The organism is Streptomyces sp. NPDC003635, from assembly GCF_053587635.1.
The window spans coordinates 105,448-131,284 of record NZ_JBSFOK010000022.1 but is presented as its reverse complement, the minus strand read 5'-3'; the positions used below and the strand labels follow the sequence as shown (position 1 = coordinate 131,284).

18 protein-coding genes and 1 pseudogene are annotated in these 25,837 nt (G+C 71.7%); 13 read left to right on the top strand and 6 right to left on the bottom strand.

Annotated elements, in window-relative coordinates; genetic code table 11:
- The 3 genes and pseudogenes from ACWDRW_RS21795 to ACWDRW_RS21785 all read left to right on the top strand — a co-directional run.
- Positions 1-91: pseudogene (locus ACWDRW_RS21795) on the top strand (glycine/betaine ABC transporter substrate-binding protein); the annotation flags it as partial.
- A gap of 157 nt (positions 92-248) precedes the next feature.
- Positions 249-2,483: an MMPL family transporter gene (locus tag ACWDRW_RS21790; protein WP_451725439.1), complete on the top strand. Its 2,235-nt coding sequence runs from the start codon at positions 249-251 to the stop codon at positions 2,481-2,483.
- A 106-nt stretch (positions 2,484-2,589) separates the two neighbouring features.
- Complete coding sequence (locus ACWDRW_RS21785) at positions 2,590-3,723, top strand: FAD-dependent oxidoreductase (protein ID WP_451725438.1); 1,134 nt, start codon at positions 2,590-2,592, stop codon at positions 3,721-3,723.
- A gap of 82 nt (positions 3,724-3,805) precedes the next feature.
- Here ACWDRW_RS21785 and ACWDRW_RS21780 read toward each other — a convergent pair whose 3' ends face one another.
- From ACWDRW_RS21780 to ACWDRW_RS21770, 3 genes are all read right to left on the bottom strand, one after another.
- Entirely contained in the window at positions 3,806-4,432 is a 627-nt protein-coding gene (locus tag ACWDRW_RS21780; protein ID WP_451725436.1) for a hypothetical protein, read from the bottom strand.
- 215 nt (positions 4,433-4,647) lie between these two features.
- Positions 4,648-5,325: a DedA family protein gene (locus ACWDRW_RS21775; protein WP_451725434.1), complete on the bottom strand. Its 678-nt coding sequence runs from the start codon at positions 5,323-5,325 to the stop codon at positions 4,648-4,650.
- A gap of 281 nt (positions 5,326-5,606) precedes the next feature.
- On the bottom strand, positions 5,607-5,960 hold the full coding sequence (locus ACWDRW_RS21770) for an HGxxPAAW family protein (protein WP_451725432.1): 354 nt from the start codon (positions 5,958-5,960) through the stop codon (positions 5,607-5,609).
- Between the two features lie 314 nt (positions 5,961-6,274).
- On the opposite strand from ACWDRW_RS21770, the gene ACWDRW_RS21765 reads away from it, so the two are divergent.
- The 6 genes from ACWDRW_RS21765 (at position 6,275) to ACWDRW_RS21740 (ending at position 13,349) form a co-directional block, all read left to right on the top strand.
- Positions 6,275-6,949: a CBS domain-containing protein gene (locus ACWDRW_RS21765; protein WP_451725431.1), complete on the top strand. Its 675-nt coding sequence runs from the start codon at positions 6,275-6,277 to the stop codon at positions 6,947-6,949.
- A gap of 815 nt (positions 6,950-7,764) precedes the next feature.
- A complete protein-coding gene (locus ACWDRW_RS21760) occupies positions 7,765-9,009 on the top strand; it encodes an ABC transporter substrate-binding protein (RefSeq protein ID WP_451725430.1) in 1,245 nt (414 codons plus the stop codon).
- Between the two features lie 24 nt (positions 9,010-9,033).
- On the top strand, positions 9,034-11,046 hold the full coding sequence (locus ACWDRW_RS21755) for an ABC transporter permease (protein ID WP_451725428.1): 2,013 nt from the start codon (positions 9,034-9,036) through the stop codon (positions 11,044-11,046).
- Complete coding sequence (locus tag ACWDRW_RS21750) at positions 11,036-11,809, top strand: ABC transporter ATP-binding protein (protein WP_451725427.1); 774 nt, start codon at positions 11,036-11,038, stop codon at positions 11,807-11,809. The genes ACWDRW_RS21755 and ACWDRW_RS21750 overlap by 11 nt, the downstream gene beginning before the upstream one ends.
- A complete protein-coding gene (locus tag ACWDRW_RS21745) occupies positions 11,806-12,582 on the top strand; it encodes an ABC transporter ATP-binding protein (protein WP_451725426.1) in 777 nt (258 codons plus the stop codon). The genes ACWDRW_RS21750 and ACWDRW_RS21745 overlap by 4 nt, the downstream gene beginning before the upstream one ends.
- A 224-nt stretch (positions 12,583-12,806) precedes the next feature.
- Positions 12,807-13,349, top strand: coding sequence for a DUF1203 domain-containing protein (locus ACWDRW_RS21740; protein ID WP_451725425.1), 543 nt, complete (start codon positions 12,807-12,809; stop codon positions 13,347-13,349).
- On the opposite strand, the gene ACWDRW_RS21735 is transcribed toward ACWDRW_RS21740, so the two are convergent.
- The 3 genes from ACWDRW_RS21735 to fabG form a co-directional block, all read right to left on the bottom strand.
- Positions 13,346-14,503: an acyl-CoA dehydrogenase family protein gene (locus ACWDRW_RS21735; RefSeq protein WP_451725423.1), complete on the bottom strand. Its 1,158-nt coding sequence runs from the start codon at positions 14,501-14,503 to the stop codon at positions 13,346-13,348. The genes ACWDRW_RS21740 and ACWDRW_RS21735 overlap by 4 nt on opposite strands.
- 49 nt (positions 14,504-14,552) lie before the next feature.
- Positions 14,553-16,445 carry an AMP-dependent synthetase/ligase gene (locus tag ACWDRW_RS21730; protein ID WP_451725421.1) on the bottom strand — a complete coding sequence of 631 codons (1,893 nt, stop codon included), beginning with the start codon at positions 16,443-16,445 and terminating at the stop codon, positions 14,553-14,555.
- Between the two features lie 178 nt (positions 16,446-16,623).
- Positions 16,624-17,385: a 3-oxoacyl-ACP reductase FabG gene (gene fabG, locus ACWDRW_RS21725; RefSeq protein WP_451725420.1), complete on the bottom strand. Its 762-nt coding sequence runs from the start codon at positions 17,383-17,385 to the stop codon at positions 16,624-16,626.
- Between the two features lie 587 nt (positions 17,386-17,972).
- On the opposite strand from fabG, the gene ACWDRW_RS21720 reads away from it, so the two are divergent.
- The 4 genes from ACWDRW_RS21720 to ACWDRW_RS21705 all read left to right on the top strand — a co-directional run bounded on the left by ACWDRW_RS21720 (position 17,973) and on the right by ACWDRW_RS21705 (position 25,782).
- The gene (locus tag ACWDRW_RS21720) at positions 17,973-19,133 is read left to right on the top strand and encodes a CaiB/BaiF CoA transferase family protein (protein WP_451725419.1); all 1,161 of its coding nucleotides are present in this window, start codon (positions 17,973-17,975) and stop codon (positions 19,131-19,133) included.
- Positions 19,134-19,245: 112 nt separating this feature from the next.
- Positions 19,246-20,448, top strand: a complete 1,203-nt coding sequence (locus ACWDRW_RS21715) for an acetyl-CoA C-acetyltransferase (protein ID WP_451725418.1) — start codon at positions 19,246-19,248, stop codon at positions 20,446-20,448.
- Between the two features lie 58 nt (positions 20,449-20,506).
- Complete coding sequence (locus ACWDRW_RS21710) at positions 20,507-22,672, top strand: 3-hydroxyacyl-CoA dehydrogenase NAD-binding domain-containing protein (RefSeq protein ID WP_451725416.1); 2,166 nt, start codon at positions 20,507-20,509, stop codon at positions 22,670-22,672.
- Positions 22,673-22,851: 179 nt separating this feature from the next.
- Entirely contained in the window at positions 22,852-25,782 is a 2,931-nt protein-coding gene (locus ACWDRW_RS21705; protein WP_451725414.1) for a helix-turn-helix transcriptional regulator, read from the top strand.
- The last annotated feature ends 55 nt before the right edge of the window (positions 25,783-25,837 follow it).

Genomic DNA, 25,837 nt, shown 5'->3' with positions numbered 1-25,837 from the left:
CCTCGCGGACCTCAAGGACATCGCGCCCGAGATGGTCATCGGCGGTTCGCCCGAGTTCCAGACCCGGCACCAGGGCCTGGTCGGCCTGAAGGACCACGGCCCAGGCTCCGCCCCGCGTCGCCTGCGCCGCGGGCCCGCGCCACACCGAAACGTTGGGGTGTCCCTAGGGGCTTTCCCCTCATGCTGCGACCCCCAGGCGTGGCGTTCGCTGGACGGGTCAGTTGCTCCCAACTCCCGAGGTCAAGACCATGTCATCTCTGCTCCACCGACTCGGACGCTCCAGCGCGCGCCACCCATGGCGCGTCCTGACGGGCTGGCTGCTGGTCATCTGCGCGGTCTTCGGAATCGTCAGCGCGAGCGGAGGGTCGGACTACATCGACCAGTTCAAGGTTCCCGGCAGCGACTCCACTCGCGCCCAGGAAGTCCTGCAGAAGGAGTTCCCCGAGGCGTCCGGTACGTCGGTGATCGTGGTCTACCACACGGACGAGGGCCGTCTCGACGCGCCCGAGCGCCGTACGGCCGTGGCCGAGGCCAGCCGGACCATCCAGACCCTGGACCACGTCGTCGCCGCCCCCGACCCGTTGATTCCCGAAGCCAAGGCCCTGTCCGGAGACGGCCGGACCGCCCACACGACGGTGACGTACGCCGCCCCCATCGACGAACTCGACGAGAAGGACTTCGAGGCGCTGGAGGAGGCCAACGCCTCCGCCGAGCAGGCGGGCGTCGAGCTCTCCTACGAGGGCGCCCTGGTGGACAACTCCACCGAGAAGGAATCGATGTCCGAACTGATCGGCCTGATCGCCGCCATGGTGATCCTGCTGGTCTCCTTCGGCACCTTCGTGGCGATGGGGCTGCCCATCCTCACCGCCCTGCTGGGCCTGGCACTGGGCACCGGCGGCAACATCCTGCTCTCGCAGGTGACGACCATCGGCTCCGCCGCCCCCACCGTCGCCACCATGATCGGCCTGGGTGTGGGCATCGACTACGCCCTGTTCCTCGTCACCCGGCACCGCACCAACCTCGACAACGGCATGGACCCCGAGGAATCCGCGGGACACTCCCTGGCCACCGCCGGGCAGGCGCTGATCTTCGCCGGATTCACCGTGGTCATCGCGCTGATGGGGCTGCAACTGGTGGGCATCCCCTACGTGGGTTCCTTCGGCTACACCTCGGCGGTCGTGGTGTCCGTGATGGTGCTCGCCGCCATCACGCTGCTGCCCGCACTGCTGGGTCTGGTCGGTCACCGCATCAACAAGCTGCGGCTGCTCAAGGTCCGCCCGGCACCCAACGGCAGTGCCTTCTGGCGCCGCTGGGCGATCATGATCACCCGCCGCCCGAAGACGGCGGTGGCGGCCTCGCTGGTGCTGATGGGCCTGCTGGCCGTCCCGGCGCTCGACATGCGCCTGGGCCAGCCCGACAACGGCACCAAGAACGAGCACACCACACAGCGCGTCGCCTACGACCACCTCGCCGAGGCCTTCGGACCCGGCTTCAACGGCCCGCTGACCATCTCGGTGAGCACCCCCGACCGCGTCACCCTGCAGAACACCGGCGCGGAGGTCGTGGAAGCGATCAAGCGGGACCCGGGCATCGCCACCGTCGGCGCGCCCGTACCCAACGAGAAGGGCACCACCGCGATCGTCACCGCGGTGCCGAAGACCTCGCCGCAGGACGAGGCCACCACCGAACTGGTCGACCGCATCCGCGCGGACGTCCTGCCCGGCGCCCTGGCCGGCAGTGGCGGGGAGGCCCATGTCACCGGCCCGACCGCGGCCAACATCGACATGGCGGAGCGGATCAGCGAACGCCTGGTGCTGTTCATCGGCGCCGTGGTGGGCATCTCGCTGCTGCTGCTGGTCTTCGCCTTCCGCTCGGTCTGGGTGCCGGTGAAGGCGGCCGTCCTGAACGTGCTGTCGGTGTTCGCGTCCTACGGAGCGGTGGTGACCGTGTTCCAGAACGGGCACGGCAGCAAGCTCATCGGACTGGACGGCACCGTGCCGATCATCAGCTTCGTGCCGATGATGCTGTTCGCCATCCTGTTCGGCCTGTCAATGGACTACGAGGTCTTCGTCGTCAGCCGAATCCGCGAGGAGTACGCCCGGACCAAGAACGCCGCCGCGTCCGTCGTCGAGGGAGTGGCACACACCGGCCGGGTGGTCAGCGCCGCCGCGATCATCATGGTCACCGTCTTCGGATGCTTCGTCATCGGCGACGACCCGATCATCAAGATGTTCGGACTGGGGCTCTCCCTGGCCGTGGCCCTGGACGCCTTCGTCGTCCGGCTGGTCCTGGTGCCCGCGCTGATGAAGCTCATGGGCGACTCCTCCTGGAAGCTGCCCCGCTGGCTCGACCGCGTCCTGCCGCACATCGACCTGGAGGGCGGAGGCCATGCCCCGCAGGCCGAGCCGCGCCAGGTTCCGCGCCCCGTCGAACCCGGCCGGGCTGACGAACCCACCGACGAGGACTTCGTACCCGTCGGGTGACACCTCCTCGGCGTCCGCCGCTGGTCCGGTCCCCCTCAGAGGTGGCCGGGCCACCGGCGGACCCCACCCCCCTGCCGTACCTGAACACACTGCACAGGAGCAGATCATGACCGTACGCAAGGCAATCGTCGTCGGTGGAGGCATCGGCGGACTCTCGACCGCCCTCGCCCTGCTGAACCGGGGCTGGCACGTCGAGGTACTGGAGCGCGCTCCCCGCCTCGCCGAGGTGGGCGCCGGGTTGTCCCTCTGGCCCAACGCGCTGCGCGCCCTGGCCGCACTCGGCCTGGACGACCGGATCAGGGCCCAGGCGCTGAGCGAGTCCGGGACCGGCATACGCACCAGCGGCGGACGGTGGCTGTCCCGGGTGGACGTCACCGACCCCCACAACCAGCAGGGCCCAGCCGTGATGATCCACCGGGCGTCACTGCTCTCCGTGCTCGCCGACGCGCTGCCGGCCGGGGTCATCCGGACGGGTGTGGAGGTCGGCCACGTGGCCCCGGACGGCCGGGTCGCCCATACCGAAGGCTCGTCGGCCGCCGACCTGGTCGTCGGCGCGGACGGCATCCGCAGCGCCGTACGCGAGGCTCTGTGGCCCGGCGCGCCCCGCCCGCGCTACAGCGGCTACACGACCTGCCGCATGGTCACACGCCCCGTGGCTGTCGACGGCGGGGGCGAGTCCTGGGGCCGCGGCAGGCGCTTCGGCTACGCGCCCCTGCCCGACGGGCGGGTGTACGCCTTCGCCACCCTGAACGCCCCGGAGAACGGACCCCGCATCGGCCTGGCCGAACTGCGGCGGCGCTTCGGTGACTGGCACGACCCGATCCCGGCACTGCTGGACGCCACCGACGAGCACGCCGTACTCCACCACGACATCCACGAACTGCCGCCGCTGCGCTCGTACGTCACTGGCCGCGTCGCGCTCGTCGGGGACGCGGCCCATGCCATGACCCCCAACCTCGGGCAGGGGGCCTGCCAGGCCCTCGAGGATGCCGTGGTGCTCGCCGACTGCGCCACCGCCCGCGACGGACTGCTCGTCTACGACATGCAGCGCCGTCCCCGTACCCAGCGCATCGCACGACGCTCCCGGCAGATCGGCCGGATGGCCCAGACGTCCTCCCGGAGCGCTGTGGCGCTGCGCGACGGGCTCCTGCGCGCGGCACCGGCCAGGGCTCTCCAGAGGTCCATGGAACCCGTCCTCGGCTGGTATCCGCCGCCGCACCGGCACCACCCCTCGCGGTAGCGGGCCGCGCGAAAGTGTCCCGGAGCCCTCGACGGGCTCCGGGACACTTTCTGCGTCCGGCGGGCCGGCGGCCCGCGTCCTGTCAGACTCCGACCGCGACGGCGGCGACCTGATCGAGGGAAAGCGCGGCGGGGGCCTGGGCGGGCGTGGGCTCGATCGAGTCCCGCGTCCCCGTCGCCGTACCGGCATCCTCGGTCGGCTGTCCGGCCCGGGAGGACACCGTCGGCGGCCGCGCGGGCAGGTCCCGCACACGGGCGACCACGGCCGTGCCGTCCTCACCGGGGACCGGGGCCAGGAACAGGTCCTCGACCAGCGCGTCGGCGAGCGTGAGACCGTGCTGCTCCACGTAGTCGGCCAGCTCCAGCGGCTCCGCGGCGGGAGAGGCGCAGCGCACGGCCAGCGCGATGACGCCCGGGCCGCGGGCGAGCTCGAGCATCAGCGGGGGCGCGCTGTGCCGCACGGCGCTGCAGACCAACTCCTCGGCCGCCACAGCCGCCACAGCGGCGACGGTGTCCTCGACCTGCCACAGGCCGAGCAGGCGCTCGACGAACCGCGCGGCGGCCGCGGCCGAGCGCAGGTCCGGCCGCACGTACCAGGTGTACGCGGCACCGAGGACACCGCACATGGGGGGCAGCGCCCAGACCAGATCCTCGTCCTTGACGGAGTGCTGGCTGGTGGACTGGGTGGTGGCGGACTGGGTGGTGGTCATTTCCCACACCCCCTGGCTCGGGGACCGAATGTTGCACGTCCCACTCCACCGTTCGGCCCTCCCCCGGACATCGAGGAAACCCCCAAGCGCACCCCCCATGGTTCTGGCCCCCACCCCCATGCCCCGAGCGTTGGGGGTGGGGGCCGCGGACCAACGGCATGTCCGCTCAAGGTCACGTGTTGCGTTCCCATGCGCCCGCCCGGTGGGCCGCGGGCCTACCGCGCGCGCAGGCACTGTTCTTCGACGGCCCCGGTCAGCGGCCGTGCGGGAGTCGAGCGGATCGGGGGTCCGGTCGACCGGCCTCGCCTCCGCGTCGAGGCGGTCAGGAGCCTGCGCGCGAGTTCCGACAGCATCAGCAGCGCCGCCGCCGTGGACTTCGACGCCACCACCGCCAACCAGAGGCGGTCGGCGAACACCTGGCCTCCCACGTAGCCGAGAGTGGCGGCCAGGGTCGCCCACAGGACGGAGGCGAGCAGCGTGAGCCGCAGGAAGCGGCCCACCGGGATCCGCATGGCGCCGGCCGCGAAACTGACGACGGTCCGTCCTCCGGGGACGAAGCGCGCGACGACGAAGACGCGTCCCTGCCGAACGGTCAGGGCGTTCCGCAGGCGGCGCAGCGCGGCAGATTCGCGGCGGACGACCCGGTGGCGGCCTCGGCGCCGTCCTACGGCCCGTCCGGCCCGGTAGGCGAGCGCGTCGCCCGTCCACGCCCCGGCGACGGCGACCGCCACGACCAGGGCGACATGGGCGTGGCCCGCCGCAGCGAGCACGCCGCCGGTGATGACGGACGTCTCGGCGGGCAGGACGGGGACGAACACGTCCAGCAGGGTCACCACAGCGAGACCGGCATAGGCCCAGGACGCAGCGGCGGTCATCTCCTCGGGACCGAACACGGGCAGTTCTCCTCCCAGCGGGTGCGGGCACACCGTCCGCGTATGCGGCACGCGGATCGGGTGGCGGACTCGAGCGCCGGCCACTCCGCTCAGCAGACCGTCGGCACCCGCCCCCCGGCGTCGGGGAGGACCCCCCTGGATTTCCGGGCCGTTGCGCGGTGCCCGAACGTCCCGTCGCGGGGGCACCAGGCATCCGGCTGTCGTGGCACGCCGCCACCCCGCCAGGGGGCATCCCCCCTGGCGGGGTGGCGGCGTGCGACCGGCCCGACAAGCGTCCGAGGTCAGGCATCAGCCAGGGCGGGCTTCTCCTTGGGCTGCGTGACCGGCGTCCGCCCGGGTCGACGACGGCCCGCCATACGGCAACCGAGACAGCTGTGGTGCCCGGCCATCGAGTCTCTGACCCGCCAGTCCCACTCGGCCCGGGGGCGCGGCCCGCTGGGCTTGCCCCATCCCGTGAGATGCAGGACCCAAGTGACGAGTACGGCGAGCACCACGACACCCACCCCGCCTGCCAGTACAACCGCCGAGTCAAGGCACATGCCGACGCCCGCGACGGCACTTCCCAGGATCGCCACGCCCGTGCCGGTCCATCCCGCGACCGTGTGCCCCATGTCGACGTCGCCGTGCGCGCTCATGTTCTCCAGCTCCCGTTCGATTCCCGTTCTGCAGCACGACGGTTCCACCGATGCGCGGGCGGCACCTGAGTAATGCGTGCTCTACTGTCCGCGGCCCTGAGGGGGTGCCGGAGGCACACACTCGGGGGAACGTCGCGCTCCCGCGTCGCTGACGGCCGCGTCCTGGACCTCGCCGCCGGCCGGCCCGGTCCTTCGCGGGCTTTATGAGGTCCAGACCCCGATCCGGCTAAGTTCGGGGTGGCAGGTCGGGGGAATCACCGAGGCATCACTGGACGCTTGCTTCTACAACGGTGGTGAGAGAAAGGGATGTCCCGATGAACCACCTGAAGGTGCGCGACCTGATGAGCGACGCGGTCGTGCGGGTCCAGGGCGGTACGCCGTTCAAGGAGATCGCCCATCTGTTGCAGGAGTACGACATCACGGCGGTTCCCGTCGTGGACGGCCAGGACCGCCCGGTGGGGGTGGTGTCCGAGGCCGACCTCCTGCACAAGATGCGCAGCGGGCAGGACGACGCCACCGAAGCGGACGTGGGCCTCGCCGGGCCGGCCAAGGCCCGGGCCACCGACGCCGCCGGACTGATGACGTCACCACCGCTGTGTGCCCAGGAGGACTGGAGCGTGGTCGACGCGGCCCGGATGATGGCATCGCACGGAGTCAAGCGACTCCTCGTCGTCGACGAGGACGGCCGCCTCATCGGCGTGGTGAGCAGGAGCGACCTGCTGCGGGTGTTCCTGCGGACGGACCAGGCGATCCGCCGGGAGATCGTGGAGGAGGTCCTCGTCAAGGAGCTGGGCGAGGCTCCCTCGGCCGTGCAGGTGGACGTGACCCACGGCCATGTCGTGCTCAGCGGCCGCCTCTCCTCCCGGGCCACGGTCCCCGTGCTGGAGACACTGTGCCGCGCCGTCGACGGGGTGGTGGCCGTGGAGTTCCGGCCCGTACGCGCGGCCGGCCTCGACGAAGCACTGGAGCCACCCGCGCGCTCCGCCTGAACGCTTTCGGGGGCCGACGGCCAGGTCTGCCGACCGGAAGACCGATCGTGGTCCCGGTCATGCCCTGTACGTCGGCCCGGAGGTTCTCCACGAGGTGGATACGCGGGTTGAGGCCGCCCGCGATGCCGATCGGGGTGAATGTCGCCGCTCCCGCGCCCGGGCAGGGCGGGGCCGACACGTCCGCTGCTCCTCGGGTATCCAGGTCTTGCCGCCTCCGTCCTCCGCCGAGGGAGCGAGGGCGAGAGGCGGGACCGTCCCCGTGCCCCGAGCGAGACAGGGACGGTCGACCGGGTCGGTGACCATCCGGGCGGTCCTGCCGCCGGACTTCCAGACCCTCGCTCTCCGGGCCTCCTGGACGACGGCGCCCCAGTCGGTGGGACCCCGCCCGTGAGCGAGCCGGACCACCCGCGCCATGGCACCCGACCGTCGTGGAGCCGTGCGTCCGACCGCCGCCCCCTACGAGCCTCGTGCGTCACCCCCACTCCGGTCTGAGGGGCTCCCTGTTCGTCCTCGCCCACCCCTGGCCGCACCCCCCACAGCCTGCCTCGTCCCGGCCGCGGACCCCGCTCGCTCATTGCGAGGGAAAACCCGCCTATGGCCAGGCGCCGCCATCCCGCACGCTGTCGAAACCGGAGCGGCACCCACCCCGGACACGGCGGCAGCCGAGCGCGCCGACGACACGGACCGCGCGCAACACGCGCCACACCGGCCACCGCTCCCCGCCCCGGACACCACCGTCCGCGGACCGGCTGCCCCAAGGGCGCCGGAAGAACCCGACACGGATCGACGACGATCCCCCGCCCAGGAGGTTGACCTTGCGCAGGCCCCTGATGTGCACCACCGCCGTGGCCGTCTTTGCCCTGACGATGACGGCCTGCGCCGACGACGGAGGCGACAGAAGCGTCGGGAAGGGCGCGGCGTCCGGTCCCGGCGGCAAGCCACTGAGAATCGGATGGGTCAACCTCGAGGGCGGCACGCTGTCGCTGCCCGAGGCCCGCATCGGCGCGGAAGCCGGTGTCGCGTACGTCAACGGACACCTTGACGGCGTCGGCGGCAGGCCGGTGGAACTCGTGCGCTGCGACGTGGACGGCTCCCCCGAGAAGTCGGTGGACTGCGCCAACAAGATGGCCGAGGAGAAGGTCGGCCTCGTGCTCAGCGGCATCGACCCGAGCGGCGACGCGATGCTCCCGGTCCTGCGGTCCGCCGGAATCCCGATCGTGGGACACGGCGCCGACGGTCCGGCGCAGCAGACCGAGAAGAACGCCATGTTCTTCGGCGCCGCCGCCCCCGCCGGCCTCGCCGCTCCCCTCACGTTCTTCGCGAGCCAGGACATCGAGTCCTTCACCTTCCTCATGCCCGACGTGAAGTGGAGCAAGACGATCACCGGCCAGGTGCTCGAGCCCACGGCGCAGGGCCTGGGCATGCGGCAGAAGACACTCCACTACGACATCGCCAATCCCGACTGGAGCTCCCTGGCCGCCTCGGCCGCCGCCGGCAAGCCCGACCTGGTGGGCGGCCCGATCTTCACCGACGACCAGTGCGTGGCACTGCTCGGCGCACTGCGCGCCGGCGGCTACCCGGGCAAGGTCTTCGGGGGCGCGTGCTCCGGAGCCGTCGCCAAGGCCCTCGGCACCGAGAACGCCGCCGGTCTCATGACGTACACCGACATGTGGCGTGTGGACGCCCGGGACGACGCGCCGCCCGCCAAGCAGAAGGAGATCGACACCTACGTCTCCGCGATGAAGGAGGCGGGGCAGGAGAGCAAGGCCGAGAACATCCTCGCCCAGGCCGGCTTCGCCGACGTCGTCAACCTCGCGCGCATCCTCGGCAAGGACCCCGCACATGCGGAGGGCAAGCAGGCCCTGGCGGCCATCAAGAAGACCGTCCGTTTCGACTCCTTCATGGGGCCGACCATCGACTGTGACGGCAGCGCCTGGCCGGGCCAGAGCAACTGCGGCAACTCCGTGCTGCTCTACGAGAACCAGCCCGACGGCAGCGTGAAGCTCGTCTCCGACGGATTCGTGGGCGTCGACGCAGGCGCCGCCGGCTCCGCCGGCTGAGCGGGCCGGCCCAGGGACCTCACCATGAACGCCTACCTCAGCATGCTGGTCGTCGGGCTCGGCGTGGGCACCGCCTACGCCGCCCTGGCGACAGGGCTGGTCGCCGTCCACAAGGGCACCGGCATCCTCAACTTCGCGCAGGGCGCGATGGCGATGTGGGGCGTGTACGTCTACGACGAGATCCGCAAGACGGGGCGCCTCGTGCTGCCCGTCGGGTCGGTGCCCGTCGACGACGGGCTCGCCGCCGCGGTCACCGTCAGTCTGCTCACCTCGACGGCACTCGGCGTGAGCGCCCACTTCCTGGTCTTCAGGCCGCTGCGCGCCGCGCCTCAACTGGCCAAGGTGGTCGCCACCATCGGCATCATGCTGGCCACGCAGGCTCTCGTGGTGCTCAGGTTCACCTCCCAGCCCCGGACCGTGGCCCCCATCCTGCCCAACACGGCGGTGACGTGGGGAGACGTCACCTTCTCCCGTGACCGCCTCTACCTCGCGGCCGTCGCCGCGCTGGCGGCGGCGGTCCTGTGGGCGTACTTCCGCTTCACCCGCACCGGGCTGGCGACGCGCGCCGCGTCGGAGAACGAGACCGCGGCCTCGCTGTTCGGCTACTCGCCCGACCTGCTGGCAGCGGTGACCTGGGGCCTGGTCGGCGCGGTGACGGGGATCGTGACCATCCTCGCCGCCCCGGTCACGGGCCTCAACCCGGTCAACTACACCCTCTACGTCGTCCCCGCGCTGGCCGTCGCGCTCATCGCCCGGCTGCGCTCCCTCGGTACGGCCTGTACGGCCGGTCTCGCGCTCGGCGCATTCCAGTCCGGTGTCACCTACCTGGGCACCAAGGAATGGTGGCCGTCCTGGGCGGGCACGGGAGCGGCCGACGCGCTGCCGTTCGTGGTCATCGTGGTGTGCCTGTTCCTGCTGGGACGCCGCCTGCCCGGCCGGGGCGGCGTCGAGACGGCCGCCCTCCCGCCGGTCCGGGTGCCCCGGATGCGGGCCGCGACGATCCTCATGTGGACGGCGCTGGGCCTGGCCCTGCTGACGGTCACCGCAGGGAGTTACCGGTTCGGGGTCGTCAGCTCCATGATCATGGCCGTGATCGCGCTCTCCCTGGTGGTACTCACCGGACTGATCGGTCAGATCTCCCTGGCGCAGGCCGCGTTCGCCGGTGCGTCCGGCTTCACCCTGTCCAAGTTCTCCACCGACGCGGGCCTGCCCTTCCCGCTGTCCCTGCTGGCCGCCGGAGCCGTGGCCGCGCTCCTGGGGGTACTGGTGGGGCTCCCGGCCCTGCGCATTCGCGGCGCGCAACTGGCCCTCGTCACGCTGGCGGGTGCGGTCACCATCGAGCGCCTGGTCTTCCGCAACCCCCATCTGTCCGCTCCAGGAGGCGAACTCATCGAGGACGCCACGTTGTTCGGCCTCGACCTCGGCGTCCGCGAAGGCACCGAGCTCGTCCGCCTGCCCTTCGCCGCGATGGTGCTCACCGTGCTGATGCTGGCCGCCGTCGGGGTCGGCAACCTGGCCCGCAGCGCCACCGGCCGCGCCTTCCTCGCCGTACGCTCCAACGAGCGGGCCGCCGCCGCGGCCGGCATCGACGTGGCGGCCACCAAGCTCGTGGCCTTCGCCCTGGCGTCGTTCCTCGCGGGCGTGGGCGGCTGCCTGATCGGCTACAGCCGGGGGCAGCTGTCCGCCGACTCCTTCAGCGTGCTAGCCGGACTGTCCTTCCTGGCGTTCGCCTACCTGGGGGGCATCACCAGCATCGCGGGCGCGATGGTGGCCGGTCTGCTGGCCCCGTCAGGCCTCGCGTACGTGTTCTTCGACCGCAGTATCGACCTCGGCGAGTACTACGTGCTCGTGTCCGGCATCGGGCTCGTCCTGACCGCCGTGCTGAACCCCGACGGAATCGCCGTCAGGGCAGGGGCCGACACGAAGGCGGCCATGCGGTGGCTCGAGAGCCGTGTGCGGGGCGGCCCCAAGCAGTGTCCGCCGCCCGCGCGGGCCGAGACAGCGCCGACCGTCCAGGAGGAAACCCGTGCCCACTGAGGACATCCTGCTCGCCACCGAGAACCTGGTGGTCCACTACGGCGGCGTCCGGGCCGTCGACGACGTCAGCCTGCGCCTCGCCCGCGGGCGGGTCGTGGGCCTCATCGGCCCCAACGGAGCCGGTAAGACCAGCTTCGTCGACGCCGTCACCGGGTTCACCCCCAGCAGCGGCCGCCTGTACCTCGACGGCGACCGCGCCGACGGCTGGCCCGCACACCGGCGGGCCCGCGCCGGCCTGGCGCGCACCTGGCAGTCACTGGAGCTGTTCGCCGACCTGACGGTCCGTGAGAACGTGCAGGTGGCGGCCGGACGGCTGACCCCGGCCTCGGTCCTGCTCGACCTCGTCCGCCCCAGGCGCGCGTCCCTGGACGGCAAGGTGGAGGCGGCCCTGAAGCGCGCCGGGATACCGGAGGCCGCCGATGCCTATCCACGCGAACTGTCGCTGGGTCAACGCAAGTTGCTCGGCGTCGCCCGCGCCCTCGCCCCGGAGCCGAAGGTCCTGCTCATGGACGAACCGGCCGCCGGACTCGACACCGACGAGAGCCGGGCGCTCGGGCTCCGCATCCGCGACATCGCCGCCGACGGCACGGGCGTCCTGTTGATCGACCACGACATGGGCTTGGTGTTGGACGTGTGCGACGAGATCTACGTACTGGACTTCGGGACCGTGATCGCCCGCGGCACGCCGGAGAGCATCCGCAGGGACGACAGAGTGGTCGCCGCCTATCTGGGGGCGGGCGCCGGGACGGAGCAGCCGACATGACCGAAGACAACGCCTTCACCCGGGTGTTCCAGGACGCCGGCACGAGTGTCGTCCGGACCTCCGCACTGGCCGCGGGGCACGGCGGCCTGGCCGTGGTGCGCGACCTGGATCTCCGGGTGGACCGCGGGGAGATCGTCGCGCTGCTCGGACCGAACGGCGCGGGCAAGACCACCACGCTCATGACCCTCGCCGGTCTCCTGCCTCCCGTCCAGGGCGACGTGCGTGTACTGAACGCCCCGCCGGGACGGGCTCCGCACCGGCTGGCACGACAGGGGGTGGCATACGTTCCGGAGGACCGTGGACTCTTTCCCGGTCTGACGGTGGCCGAGCACCTCCGGCTCACCCGGGGCCGGGCCCCGGCCGACGGTGCCGCCCTGCGACGGCGCACCTCCGAAGTGGTCGACGAACACTTTCCCGAACTCGGGCGGCTGATGAACCGCCCGTGCGGACTGCTGTCCGGGGGCGAGCAGCAGATGCTCGCGGTGTGCCGCGCCTTGGTCGCGGACCCCGTCCTGCTGATGGTGGACGAGATGAGTCTGGGGCTGGCCCCGAAGATCGCCCAAAGGCTGCTGTCCGTGCTGCGGCACATGTGCGTGCGGCGGAACATGGCGGTGCTCCTCGTGGAGCAACATGTCCACATGGCGTTGGAGGTGGCCGACCGCGGATACGTCCTCAGTCACGGAGACGTGGTGATGGAGGGCGGAGCACGCTATCTCAGGGACAACCGGGCACTCCTGGCGAGTGCGTACCTGGGCGACTCCGCGCTCAACTGACCGACGGGGAGCCCTGCGACGCGTCCAGCAGCACGCGACAGGCCGGTGGCCCTGGCAGACCACCGGCCCTCGTCCGGGAGGCTCATGAGCGGTGGCCCGGCGACCACTTCCAGCAGTGGGCCTGCGTTCGGCAAGTGTGACAGTCGGCCTTCCGCGTGAGCCCGCACCAACGTCACGTCCGTTTCCCGCCAGCGAACACACCTGCGTCGAACCAGCATGGGCCCATGACCAGGTACACCGTGCTCCCCATTGACACAGCCGCCCTCAAGGAACTGCGGGTTGCCGACGACGCAGGCCGTCCCTGCGCCCCGTACGTCGCGACCCCCGAGGACGCGGGCTCCCCGCTGCGTTGCTGCCTGCGACCCATCAGGGCCGGCGAGCGCATTTCCCTGGTCTCGTACGCCCCGTTGCGACGCTGGGCCGCCGACCGGGGTGCGCTGCCGGGCGCGTACGACGAACAGGGCCCCGTCTTCATCCACGCCGATGACTGCGGCGGGTTCACTCCCAGCGAGAACTACCCCTTCGACCGGCCGGGCGCCCTGCGTACCGTGCGCCGTTACGACGCCCGGGGCCATATCGCCGGTGGACGCCTTCTGGAGATTCCGGCCGACACCACCGCGGGATTCAACGCAGCCTTCGACGATGCCTTCAGCGACCCGGACGTGGTGCTCGTGCACGTCAGGGCACTGGAATACGGATGCTTCCACTTCGAGGTGCGACGGCCCACCGCCGAGGAGCGGGGGCCTGCCCATCGCCTTCGCGACTAGACGCCCAATGACTTGGACACGATCATCTTCATCACCTCGCTGGTGCCTCCATAGATACGGGACACCCGGATGTCGGTGTAGTAGCTGGAGATCGGATATTCCGCCATGAAGCCGTAGCCCCCGTGCAGCTGCAGGCACTTGTCGATCACCCGGCTCGCGGTCTCGGTGCAGAACAGCTTCACCTTGGCGGCGTCGGTGGCGCTGAGAGCCCGCTCGTCGTGCAGGTCCACCGCCCGGTCCACCATGGCCTGCATCGCTTCCAGGTCCGTGTCGCACTCGGCGAGGACGAACTTGGTGTTCTGGAAGGACGCGACCGGCCGGCCGAAGACCGTCCGGTTCCGTACGTAGTCCACGGCCTGGCGCAGGGCGCCCGCGGCCATGGCGCACGAGTCGATGGCGATGGTCAGCCGCTCCTGCGGCAGGTTGTGCGTCAGGTACTCGAAGGCCCGGCCCTCCTCACCGAGCCGGTCCTCCACCGGCACCAGGACGTCGGTGAACGACAGTTCCGCGGTGTCGGACGTCTTCAGTCCCATCTTCTCCAGCTCACGCCCGACGGCGTAGCCCTCGCTGCGCGCGTCGACGCACAGGATGGTCAGGCCGCCGCGCCGGTCACCGTCGGCAGGTGCGGAGGTGCGGCACACCACCAGGACCCGGTCGGCCAGGACTCCGCCCGTGATGAAGGTCTTGGTGCCGTTGAGGACGTAGTGGGTGCCGTCCTCCGTCAGCCGGGCCGTGGTCCTGATGCCCGCCAGGTCCGAGCCCGTGCCCGGCTCGGTCATGGCGATGGCCGTCATCATCTCGCCGCCGGCGAACGCGGGCAGCCAGCGCTTCTTCTGCTCGTCGGAACAGTACGCCAGCAGATACGGCAGGATGAGGTTGGTGTGCAGGGGCGCGGTGCCGAAACTGACGGCCGCCCGGGTCAGTTCCTCGCTGACGACCATCGAGTACTTCAGGCTCGCCTCACCGGCTCCGCCGTACTCCTGTGGAACCTGGATGCCGAGCACGCCCAGTTCGCCGAGCCGGCGGTAGAAGTCCCGGGGCGGGTGGCCCTGCTTCAGCCACTCCGGGAACACCGGCGACACCTCCCGCGCGATGAAGTCACGCAGGACGGACCGGAACGCCTCGTGGTCGTCGGTGAACACCGTACGGTGCATAAGATTTCTCCTTCTTTCCATGGTGGGTTCCTGGCCGCGGCAGGAGACGTCAGCGCATACGGGAGCCCTCGTACATCGCGTCGATGACGTCGGCGAAGGACGACTCGACCTCCTTGCGCCGCACCTTCAGGCTGGGGGTGACCTCGCCGCGCTCCAGCGAGAGATCGCGGGGCAGCACGGCGAACTTCTTGAGGGTCTGCCAGCGTTGGAGCCTGGCGTTGACCTGGTCCACGTAGCCGCCGATGAGACGGTCGACCGCGGCGGAGGTGCACACCTCCGCGTACGACAGACCCGCCAGGCCGCTGGTCCGGGCCCATTCCATGATCGTCGGCTGGTCGAGGGTGATCAGGGCGGAGCAGAAGTTTCGGTTGTCGCCGATCACCACGATGTGGCTGACATAGGGGCAGGCACCCTTGAAACGGCTCTCGATCTCGACGGGGGCCACGTACTTGCCGCCCGACGTCTTGATCAGCTCCTTGATCCGGCCGGTGATGCGCAGGTAGCCGTCGTGGGTCAGCTCGCCGAGATCCCCGGTGTGGAACCAGCCGTCGGGCTCGAGGACTTCGGCGGTCCGTTCGGGCAGGTTGTGGTAGCCGCGCATGATGTGCGGGCCTCTCAGCAGTACTTCGCCGTTGTCGGCGATGCGGAGCTCCGTGCCCGGGTGCGGGACGCCCACGGTGCCGATGCGGTACTCAAGCACGGCGAACGACGTTCCCGCCGCGCTCTCGGTGAGCCCGTAGCCTTCGAGGATGGGCACGCCCGCGCCGCTGAAGAAGCGGCTGATGTCGCGTGCGAGCGGAGCGCCTCCCGAGGTACAGGCACGCAGACGGCCGCCGAAGACCTCCCGCACCCGTCGCAACACCAGCCGGTCGGCGAGAGCGTGCCGGGCCCGCAGCCGCCACGGGACGAGCGCCCGCCCGGTCTCCATGCCGGCCCCGCGGGCCACGCCCAGCGCCTGCGCCGTCGCCGCGTACTCACGGGCGACCGAGGCCGCCCAGCGGAAGGTCCGTTCGGCGAGACGGCCCCGCGAACGGGCGTCAGCCACCAGGCCGTTGTAGATCTTCTCGAAGACCCTCGGTACCGAGGACATCACCGTCGGCCGCAGGACCTTGAGGTTCTCGCCGATGCGGTCGAGCCGCCCGTCAACGGCCAGCGGATGCCCCGCCGCGACCTGGGCGCACAGCAGGCTCTTGCCGAAGGCGTGCGCCAGCGGCAGCCACACGTAGTCGAGATCGTCAGCCGTCAGCAGTGCCGCCTCGGCGGTCAGCCCGGCCTGGAAGACCCAGCAGTCGTGGACGAGCCGTACGCCCTTGGGGCGGCCCGTGGTGCCTGAGGTGTAGATCAGCGTGGCCAGGTGCTCGCGATCGATGGCCGCGACCGTGCGCTCCACGCAGTCCGGGTCGCCGAGCAGTTGCTTCTCTCCGCGCTCCTCCAACTGGGCCAGCGACAGCACTTCGCGGCCGGGAGAACCGACACCGAAGCCGTCCGCGGGTGCGTCCAGGACGACGACTGCGACGACGTCCTTCAGCCGCTCGCGCTGGTCGGTCAGCTTGGCGAGCTGTCCGGCGTCCTCTGCGAAGACGACCCGGCTGCCGGAGTCGGCGAGGATGTAGGCCATCTCGTCCGCGTCCGTCGTGGGGTACACGGTGGTGGTCGCCGCGCCGGCGCACATGATCCCGAGGTCGATCAGGAACCATTCCACCCGCGTGCCCGAGGCGATCGCGACGCGGTCCTCCGCTCGCACGCCCAGCGACATCAGGCCGGCGGAGATCCGCCGGGTGCGGGCACCGGCCTGCCCCCAGGTCAGCGAGGACCAGCCGACGGGATCGGCGTGCGGCGCGGGGAAACGGTACGCCTCGTTGTCGGGGTGCTCCCGCACTCTGGACAGGAAGAGGTGCGCGATGGACGGGGGGCGACTGGCTGGGGTGTGCTTCTCGGTCACGGGACACCTCCGGTCGGGTCGGGCGGGGAGCGCCGCTGCGGCGGCTTCGAAACCTGCGCCGGGTCCACGGCGGTGTGCCGCGGCACGGGTGGTGGATCGCAGAGGAGGGCAACCGGCGCCTCTCCGGACGGGAAGGGGAGCCGGGCCGGTACCGGGACACGGCCCCGGACTGCCGGGCTCATGCCTGTGGGCCGCCCGACACGTACACGACCTGACCCGAGACATAGCCGGCCTGCTCGCTCGCGAGAAACGACACCACGTGGGCGATGTCCTCGGGGACGCCTACGCGGCGCACCGGGATCTCCTCGGCCATGCGCTGCTTCAGGGTCTCGAAGGGCACGCCCATCCGCTGTGCCGTCGCGCGGGTCATCTCGGTGACGACGAAACCCGGTCCGACGGCGTTGGCCGTGATCCCGAACTTGCCGAGCTCGACGGCCAGGGTCTTGGTGAAGCCCTGCAGACCGGCCTTGGCGGCCGAGTAGTTGACCTGGCCACGGTTGCCGAGCGCGGAGATCGAGGAGAGGTTGACGATCCGTCCCCAGTCCTCCCGCGTCATGTGAGCCTGGACCGCCCGGGTCATCAGGAAAGCACCCCGCAGATGCACGTCCATCACGGTGTCCCAGTCCTCGTCGGCCATCTTGAACAGCAGGTTGTCGCGGAGCACTCCGGCGTTGTTGACCAGCACGGTGGGCGGGCCGAGTTCCTCGGCGATGCGGGCGACCGCCGCCGCGACCCGGTCGCCGTCACGGACGTCGCAGGCCACGGGGAGCGCCTTGCCGCCCGCCGCCTTGACGGCGTCGACGACCGGCAGGCAGGCCTGGTCGTCGAGGTCCAGGACGGCCACGGCCATGCCGTCGGCCGCCAGACGGACAGCGGTCGCCGCGCCGATTCCACGGGCGGCGCCCGTCACCACGGCGACGCGACCAGCGGATGAGGACATGGGAAACCTCCTGGGGGCAGTGGCCGGACGGAACCGCGGCGATACCGCGCATGCCGACCGGCTTGCGGAAATGGGGAGCCAACCTTCACGTCTGCGCCGGTGGAACCGCCGTCACCCGGGCGGCACCGCCGACGTTCGGGCCATCCAACGGCGTGGTCCCCGCCGGCCGCATCCGTAGGAGTACTGGTCCGTGGTTCACCCGGGCACCGGACCGCGCGGGCCGTGCTCCGGACGCCCTATGCCGCCTCCTGCCGTAGGCGTGTGACCGCGAACACGTATCACCGGCGCTGGACACAAACGCCGGTCGCGGCTAACACTTTGGCCAGCGGCGCCCATGACCGGGCGGTCACCCACCGCGGAGTTGCTCACCGACGGTGCCTTCGCGCACCGGCCGTAGCGGGGACTCCAGGTCGCGACGAGGTCGCGGGTGGGCCAGAGCCCCCGTGTTCCTCCTACGCCATTTCTCAACGCAACCCCCACGCCTCCGGCCCCTCCGTGCCCGTGCACCGAGGGCGGGCACCGGCCGCGCCGTGTTCCGCGCGGCCGGTGCCCGGCACGGCGGTGTGCGGACAAGGAGGCGAACAAGCATGGGCCCGTTGTCAGGCCTGAAAGTGGTCGAGATCGGCGCGCAGGGGCCGGGACCGTTCTGTGCGACGGTCCTGGCCGATCTGGGCGCTTCGGTCGTCCGTGTCGACCGGCCTTCGGAGGTGGGACGGTCCTTCCACGACGTCACCCTGCGGCGCAGCCGACGCTCGGTGGCCGTCGACCTGAAGTCACCGCAGGGCGCGTCCGTGGTCCTGCGGCTGGTCGAGGACGCGGACGTGCTGATCGAGGGATTCCGCCCCGGCGTCATGGAACGCCTCGGGCTGGGCCCCGAGGACTGCCACGCCCGCAACCCCCGGCTGGCGTACGGCCGTATGACCGGCTGGGGCCAGGACGGCCCGTGGGCCCAGGTCGCCGGACACGACATCAACTACACCGCGCTGTCCGGCGCGTTGGCCGCGATCGGACGCCCCGGTGGCGGCCCGGTCGTACCGCTCAACCTCGTCGCGGACTTCGGCGGCGGCGGGATGCTGCTGGCCGTGGGCGTCCTCGCGGCCCTTCTCGCCCGCGATACCACCCGACGCGGCCAGGTGGTGGACGCCGCCATGATCGACGGCGCCGCCCAGCTCCTGAGCATCTTCTACAGCATGCGACAGCAGGGCCTGTGGTCGGCGGACCCGGGAACCAACTGGCTCGACGGCGGCGCTGATTTCTACGACACCTACGAGACGGCGGACGGACGCCACATCGCGGTGGGAGCCATCGAGCACCAGTTCCGGCACGCCCTGTACGACACGCTCGGCCTCGACGCCGACGCCCTGATGGAGGACATCGGCACCGACACCTGGCCGGAGCGCAAAAAGCTCGTCGCCGAGGCGGTCCGCCGCCGCACGCTCGACGAGTGGTGCGAGGCGTTCCAGGGCGTCGACGCCTGCTTCGCGCCGGTGCTCACCCTCGACGAGGCACCACATCACCCGCAGTACGCGCGACGTGGCAGCTTCGTGGAATCCGACGGCGTTCTCCAGCCCGCGCCGGCACCCCGCTTCCAGGACACCCCGTGCTCCCCTCCGACCCGCGCCGCCCGCCCCGGCGAGGACACCTGGGCCGTGCTCACGCAGGCGGGCTACTCCGTCGACGACGTCGAAGCGCTCCTGGCCGCCGGCGTCGTGGCCGCCGCCGACCCGGCCCGGGCCGACGAGGTCTGACGCCCGGCCGAGCGGTCCCGACCGTTCCACCCTCGCGCAGCGACCCGAGTACGGACATCCGCGCCCGGGTCCGACTCGTCCTGCTCACCACCACTCGACCGAAGGACTCACCGTGACCACCGAGGCATTCATCTACGACGCGATCCGCACACCCCGCGGACGCGGCAAGCACATCGGCGCTCTGCACGGCACCAAGCCGATCACACTGCTCACCGGACTCATCGACGAACTCCGCCGCCGCCACCCCGGCCTCGACCCCGCCGCCATCGACGACATCGTCCTCGGCTCGGTCATGCCGCTCGGCGACCAGGGCGGCAACCTCGGCAAGACGGCGGCGCTCGCCGCCGGACTGCCCGACACGGTCTGCGGCATGCAGCTCAACCGCTACTGCTCCTCGGGACTGGAGGCCGTCAACACCGCCGCCGCGCGCCTGCGTTCGGGCTGGGACCACCTGATCATCGCCGGCGGCGTGGAGTCCATGTCCCGCGTTCCCATGGGGTCCGACGGCGGCCCCGTCGCCTTCGACCCCGACACCACCACCGCGGCGCAGATGGTGCCGCAGGGCATCGGCGCCGACCTCATCGCCACCGTCGAGGGCTTCACCCGGGACGACGTGGACGCCTACGCGCTCATGTCCCAGCAGCGCGCTGCCGCGGCCTGGGAGGGCGGCTACTTCACCAAGTCCGTGGTCCCCGTCGTCGACCGCGGTGTACCGATGCTGGACCACGACGAACTCGTCCGCCCCACGACCCTGGAGGGGCTCGGCGCACTCCCGCCGTCGTTCGTCTCGTTGGGCCGGCTCTTCGACGGCATCGCCCTGCAGAAGTACCACTGGCTGGAGCGCGTCGACCATGTGCACACCGCCGGTAACTCCTCCGGCATCGTCGACGGCGCGGCCCTCGTGCTGCTCGGCAGCGAGGAGATCGGTGCCCGCTACGGCCTCACCCCGCGTGCGCGGGTGGTCGCCGCCGCGCTGACCGGCGCCGATCCGGTGATCATGCTGACCGGGCCCGCGCCGGCCGCCCGCAAGGTGCTGGACATGGCCGGGCTGACCACCGACGACATCGACCTCTTCGAACTCAACGAGGCTTTCGCCTCCGTGGTGTTGAAGTTCGTCAAGGAACTCGAGCTGCCGATGGACAAGGTCAACGTCAACGGCGGCGCGATCGCCATGGGCCACCCGATGGGCGCCACCGGCGCCATGCTCGTCGGCACCGTCCTGGACGAACTCGAGCGCCGCCAGGCCCGGCGCGCCCTGGTCACGCTCTGCATCGGCGGCGGCATGGGCATCGCCACCGTCATCGAGCGACTGTGACCGGCGCGCCGCCCCCCTCCCCCTCACCCGTGCACCGCAAGCGAACAGGACCCCTCGCATGACTGACACCATGATCCGCTGGGAGCAGGACGAGGACCGCGTCGTCGTTCTGACCATGGACGATCCCGCGGGTTCCGCGAACATCATGAACGACACGTTCCGCGACTCCCTGACGGCGACCGTCGACCGGCTGGAAGCCGAACGCGAGAGCATCGCGGGCGTCGTCCTCACCTCCGCCAAGCGCAGCTTCTTCGCGGGTGGTGACCTGACCCAGCTGCGCCGGACGGCACCTGAGCGGGCCGCGGAGATGGCCGCGGCCACCGACCGGCTCAAGGGCCTGCTGCGCAGGCTCGAACGACTCGGTCGGCCCGTCGTCGCCGCGATCAACGGCGCAGCGCTGGGCGGCGGTTACGAGATCGCCCTGGCGTGTCACCACCGGGTCGCCCTGGACACACCCGACACGCGCATCGGCCTTCCCGAGGTGACCCTGGGCCTCCTGCCCGGAGCCGGCGGAGTCACCAGGACCGTCCGCATGATGGGCCTGCACAAGGCCCTGTCCGAAGTCCTGCTGGCCGGACGGCAGTTCACACCCGGCGACGCGCTGGCACACGGGCTGGTCGACGAACTGGCCGACTCGCCCGAGACCCTCATGCTGCGGGCCAGGACGTACATCGCCGAGCATCCCCTCGCGGTGCAGCCGTGGGACACCGAGGGGTACCGCATCCCCGGCGGCACCGCGAAGTCCCACACCTTCAACTCCACCGTGGTCGCACCCCTCACGGCGACGGTACGCACCAAGGGCCGCGGCACACCGATGATCGCCCCGCACCGCATCGTGGCCGCCGCCACGGAGGGCACGCAGGTCGACATCGACACGGCCTTCCGGATCGAGAGCCGGTACTTCGCCGAGGTGGCCTGCGGCCAGATCTCGTCGAACATGATCAAGGCGTTCCACTTCGACGCCCAGCAGATCGCCCGGGGCGGCAGCCGGCCCGCCGGCCACCCGCGGCACACGGTGCGCAAGGCCGTCGTCCTGGGCGCCGGGATGATGGGCGCCGGCATCGCCTACGTGTGCGCCAAGGCCGGTATCGACGTCACCCTCAGGGACGTCAGCACGGAGGCCGCCGCGCGCGGCAAGGACTACTCCCGCAAGCTCCTCGACGCGGCCGTCTCCCGCCGCAAGCTCACGCCCGAGCAGCGCGACGAGGTGCTCTCCCGCATCACCGCCACCGACAGCGTCGAGGACGCCGCGGGCGCGGACCTCGTCATCGAGGCCGTGTTCGAGAACACCGAGCTGAAGAAGAAGGTGTTCGCCGAGATCGAACCGGTCGTCGCGCCCGACGCCGTACTGGGCTCGAACACCTCCACCCTGCCCATCACCGGACTCGCCGAAAGCGTCGAACGTCCCGAGGACTTCATCGGACTCCACTTCTTCTCCCCCGTCGACAAGATGGCCCTGCTGGAGATCATCGTCGGCGAGAAGACCAGCGACGAGACCCTCGCCAAGGCGTTCGACCTCGCCCAGCGGATCGGCAAGACGCCCATCGTCGTCGGAGACGCCCGCGGATTCTTCACCAGCCGGGTCATCGGCACCTTCCTCAACGAGGCCGTGAACATGGTCGCCGAAGGGGTGGCCCCGGCCTCCGTCGAGCAGGCCGGCCTCCAGGCGGGCTACCCCACCGCGCCGCTCGCGCTGACCGACGAGCTGAACATGAAGCTGGCGCAGAAGGCACGCGCGGAGACCCGGGCCGCCTTCGAGGCCGAGGGCCGTACCTGGGTGCACCACCCGGCCTTCGAGGTCGTGGACCGCATGGTGGACGAGTTCGGCCGACCGGGCCGCCTGGCGGGAGCCGGCTTCTACGACTACGTCGACGGCCGACGCGAACGCCTGTGGCCGGGCCTCACCGAGGCCTTCGTCTCGCCCTCCGTCGACGTTCCCTTCACCGACATGGTCGAGCGCATGTTGTTCGTGGAGGCCCTGGAGTCGGTGCGCTGCCTCGACGAGGGCGTCCTGCGGTCCGTCGCTGACGCCAATGTGGGCTCCGTCATCGGCATCGGCTTCCCCGCCTGGACCGGAGGCGTCCTGCAGTACATCAACCAGTACGCGGGCGGCCCGAGCGGCTTCGTGGCCCGGGCGCGCGAACTCGCCGCCCGCTACGGCGAGCGGTTCGAACCGCCGGCCTCGCTGGTGGCGACGGCGGAGCGCGGGGACACCTACGAGTGACCCATCCGGGGCGCCCCGGCGGTGAGCACGGAAGCCGCCCCGGGGCGCCCTCACGACCGGGTTGTGCGCAAGGGTGAGTGAAGCGCCGTCCACGGCCCCACAGCCGGGGTGTGCCCGCCCCCAACCCGGCTCTGCGCCTGTACATCGCCCGGCCACACCCCGGCCCCACCTGACCGCAGGTGAGTGATTCCTACTCAACCGCACCCGGTCAGGGGCCCTGCCGAGCCACCGGAGGCCTGACTCGGGCCCGGTCCGACCTAGGCTGCCTGCACCGCCGCCGGTCACCGACCCGGGCCCGAACCGCCCGCCCCCTCCACCGGTGGCCGTCGTCGACGGAGGCGAGCACCATCCACGCACCACCCCCACCCCACGGCCGCGTCGCCGAGCTGGCAGCTATCGACCGCATGCTGACCCGGGCCACCGCCGAGCGCAGTGACCAGCTGCTGCTGCACGGCGAGCCGGGCGCGGGCCGCAGCGTGCTGCTGGCCCACGCCCGGCACCGCGCCGCCGCCCTGGGGTTGACCGTGCTCCAGGGGCGCGGCGCGCCCTCGGAGTCCGCCTACCCCTTCGCGGGCCTGCACCAGTTGCTGCATCCGCTGCAGGACCGGCTGGCGGCGCTTCCCGACGCCCAGGCCACCGCACTCCACGAGGTGCTGCATCCGGGGGCGGGGCGCCGGAGCGAGGTCTACCTCGTGTCCACGGCCGCGCTGTCGCTGTTGACGGAGGCCGCCGTCGGCACCGGGCTGCTGTGTGCCGTCGACGACGCCCACTGGCTGGACCGCCCCACGCTGGATGTCCTGCTCTTCGTGGCCCGTCGGCTCCACGGGCAGGGCATCGTCCTGCTGATGGCACAGCGCGACACGGCTCCGGACCCGCTGGCCGACCCCGCCCTCCCCCGGCTCCGACTGCCTGGACTCGACGAGGTCGCCGCCCGCGCCCTCCTCACCGACCGTGCGGGCACCGCCGTCGATCCGGCCGTGGCAGCGGAACTGGTACGCCGCACAGGCGGGAACCCGCTGACCCTGGCCGACCTGGGCACCGCCCTGTCCGCGGAACACCTGCGCGGGCGCGAACCCCTACCCGTTCCACTGCCCCTGGGTGAGGGGGTGGAACGCGCCTTCCTGGACCGCGTGCACACCCTGCCGGCCGCGACCCGGCTCGGCCTTCTGGTGGCCGCCGCGGAGGAACACGGGGACCTGCCCGCCGTCATCACCGCGACCACCCGGCTGGGTCTCTCCCCGGACTGCCTCGACGCGGCCGAGGAGGCCGGGATCATCGACCTGGACGCCCGGCACATCACCTTCCGCCACCCCGTGGTGCGGGCCGCCGTGCACAGCCGCTCCCCCGCCGCCGAACGCCGCCGCGCGCACACGGCACTCGCCGACGTCCTGCTGCCCCAGGCCCGCGACGGCCGACGGGCGCGGCATCTCGCGGCGGCCGCCGTGGGGCCCGACGAGGAGGTGGCCGCCGAACTCGCGGACGCCGCCCAGCACGCCCGCGCCCGCGGCCACCACACCGAGGCGGGCGCCCTGCTGGACCGCGCGGCCCGGCTCACCCCGGACGCCGACACGCGAGCCAGACGGTTGTACGAGACGGCCCGCTCGGCCTGGGAGGCCGGCCTGACCCGCCAGACCCGGGAACTGATCTCCGAGGCGGAACTCCTCGTGCGCGAACCCGACGTGCTCGGTCGCCTGCTTCAGCTGCGTGGGACGCTGCACCTGCGCGGCGGGGTGATCACGGACGCGTTCAGCGTGCTGTCGCGGGCGGCGGACTGCCTGGCGGCCTCCGACGCGGAGGCCGCCGCGCGCTGTCTGTTGCAGGCAGCGGAAGCGGCCTCGCACGCGGGCGATCTGGACCGGTTTCACGAACTGGGCGCCGCAGCGGGCCACCTGTACTCCGGTACTCCTGCCGTTCGCTGCACCCACCTGTTGCTCACCGGCATGGGATCAGCGGTCAAGGGGGAGATCGCCGACGCCCGCGCGCTGCTCGGCGAGGGCATACGCGAGGCGCTGGTCCTGGACGACCCGACGCTGGTGGCCTGGGCGGGAACCGGCGCTCTCTACCTCGGGGAGTTCCCCCAGGCCCTGGCGCTGTACGCGAGGGTAAGCGACCGGGCCAGAGCGTCCGAGCACGTGGGGGCACAGCCCGGACACCTGGACCTCGTCGTCGTACTGGAGATGATCGCGGGCCGCACGGCTGAGGCCGCCGAACTGGCCGAGCGGGGACTGCTGCTGGCCCGGGAGTCAGGTCAGGAGAACCTGGCGGCCGTGCACCGAGCGCGTCTGGCGCTGCTGCACGCCCTGCGCGGCGACGAGCCCGCGTGCCGGGAGGCTGCCGAGGCCGCGCTGAGTACCGCCCTCGGCCGCCGGATCGGCCTGGCGGTGGCCACGGCCCGCCACGCCCTCGCCGTACTCGCCCTGACGCGCGGCGAGTTCGACGAGGCGCTGGGCCTGCTGAACCTGCTCGCCACTCCGGAGGCGGGCACCGGTCACCCCATGGTGACCATGCAGTCGTTGCCCGATCGCATCGAGGCCGCCGTACGCGCGGGGGACACCGACTCCGCGCGGGACGCGATGCGCTCTCTGGAGTTCTGGCAGGACGGCTCCGCGACCGGCGAGGTGCCCGCTCTGCTGGCTCGTTCGCGGGCGCTGCTCGCCGAGGACGACGACGAGGCGATCGCCCGGTACGAAGAGGCGCTGGCGCTGCACAGCGGCCGAGTGCCGATGGAACAGGCGAGAACCGAGCTCTACTTCGGCGAACGGCTGCGCAGGGCCCGCAAGAGGGTGCACGCCCGGCGCCGGCTGCGCAGCGCGGCGGACTCGCTGGAGCGCCTGCAGATGACGCCGTGGGCGGAGCGGGCACGGCGGGAGCTGCGGGCCACGGGCGAGACGACCCGGCGGCAGGGCACGTCCGCCGTACTGACCCCGCAGGAGCTGCGCATCGCCCGACTGGCCGCCCAAGGGCACCCGAACAAGGAGATCGCCGATCAGCTGTTCCTGAGCCGGCGCACGGTCGAGTACCACCTCTACAAGGTCTTCCCGAAGCTCGGCATCGCCTCGCGCGCCGATCTCACCCAGCTGTACTACGCCGACCCGGCCCTCTTCGAGTGACCTCATGACGGCACGCGCCCCGGCCTGCCGGACCGCCAGGACCCGGACCCGGCGC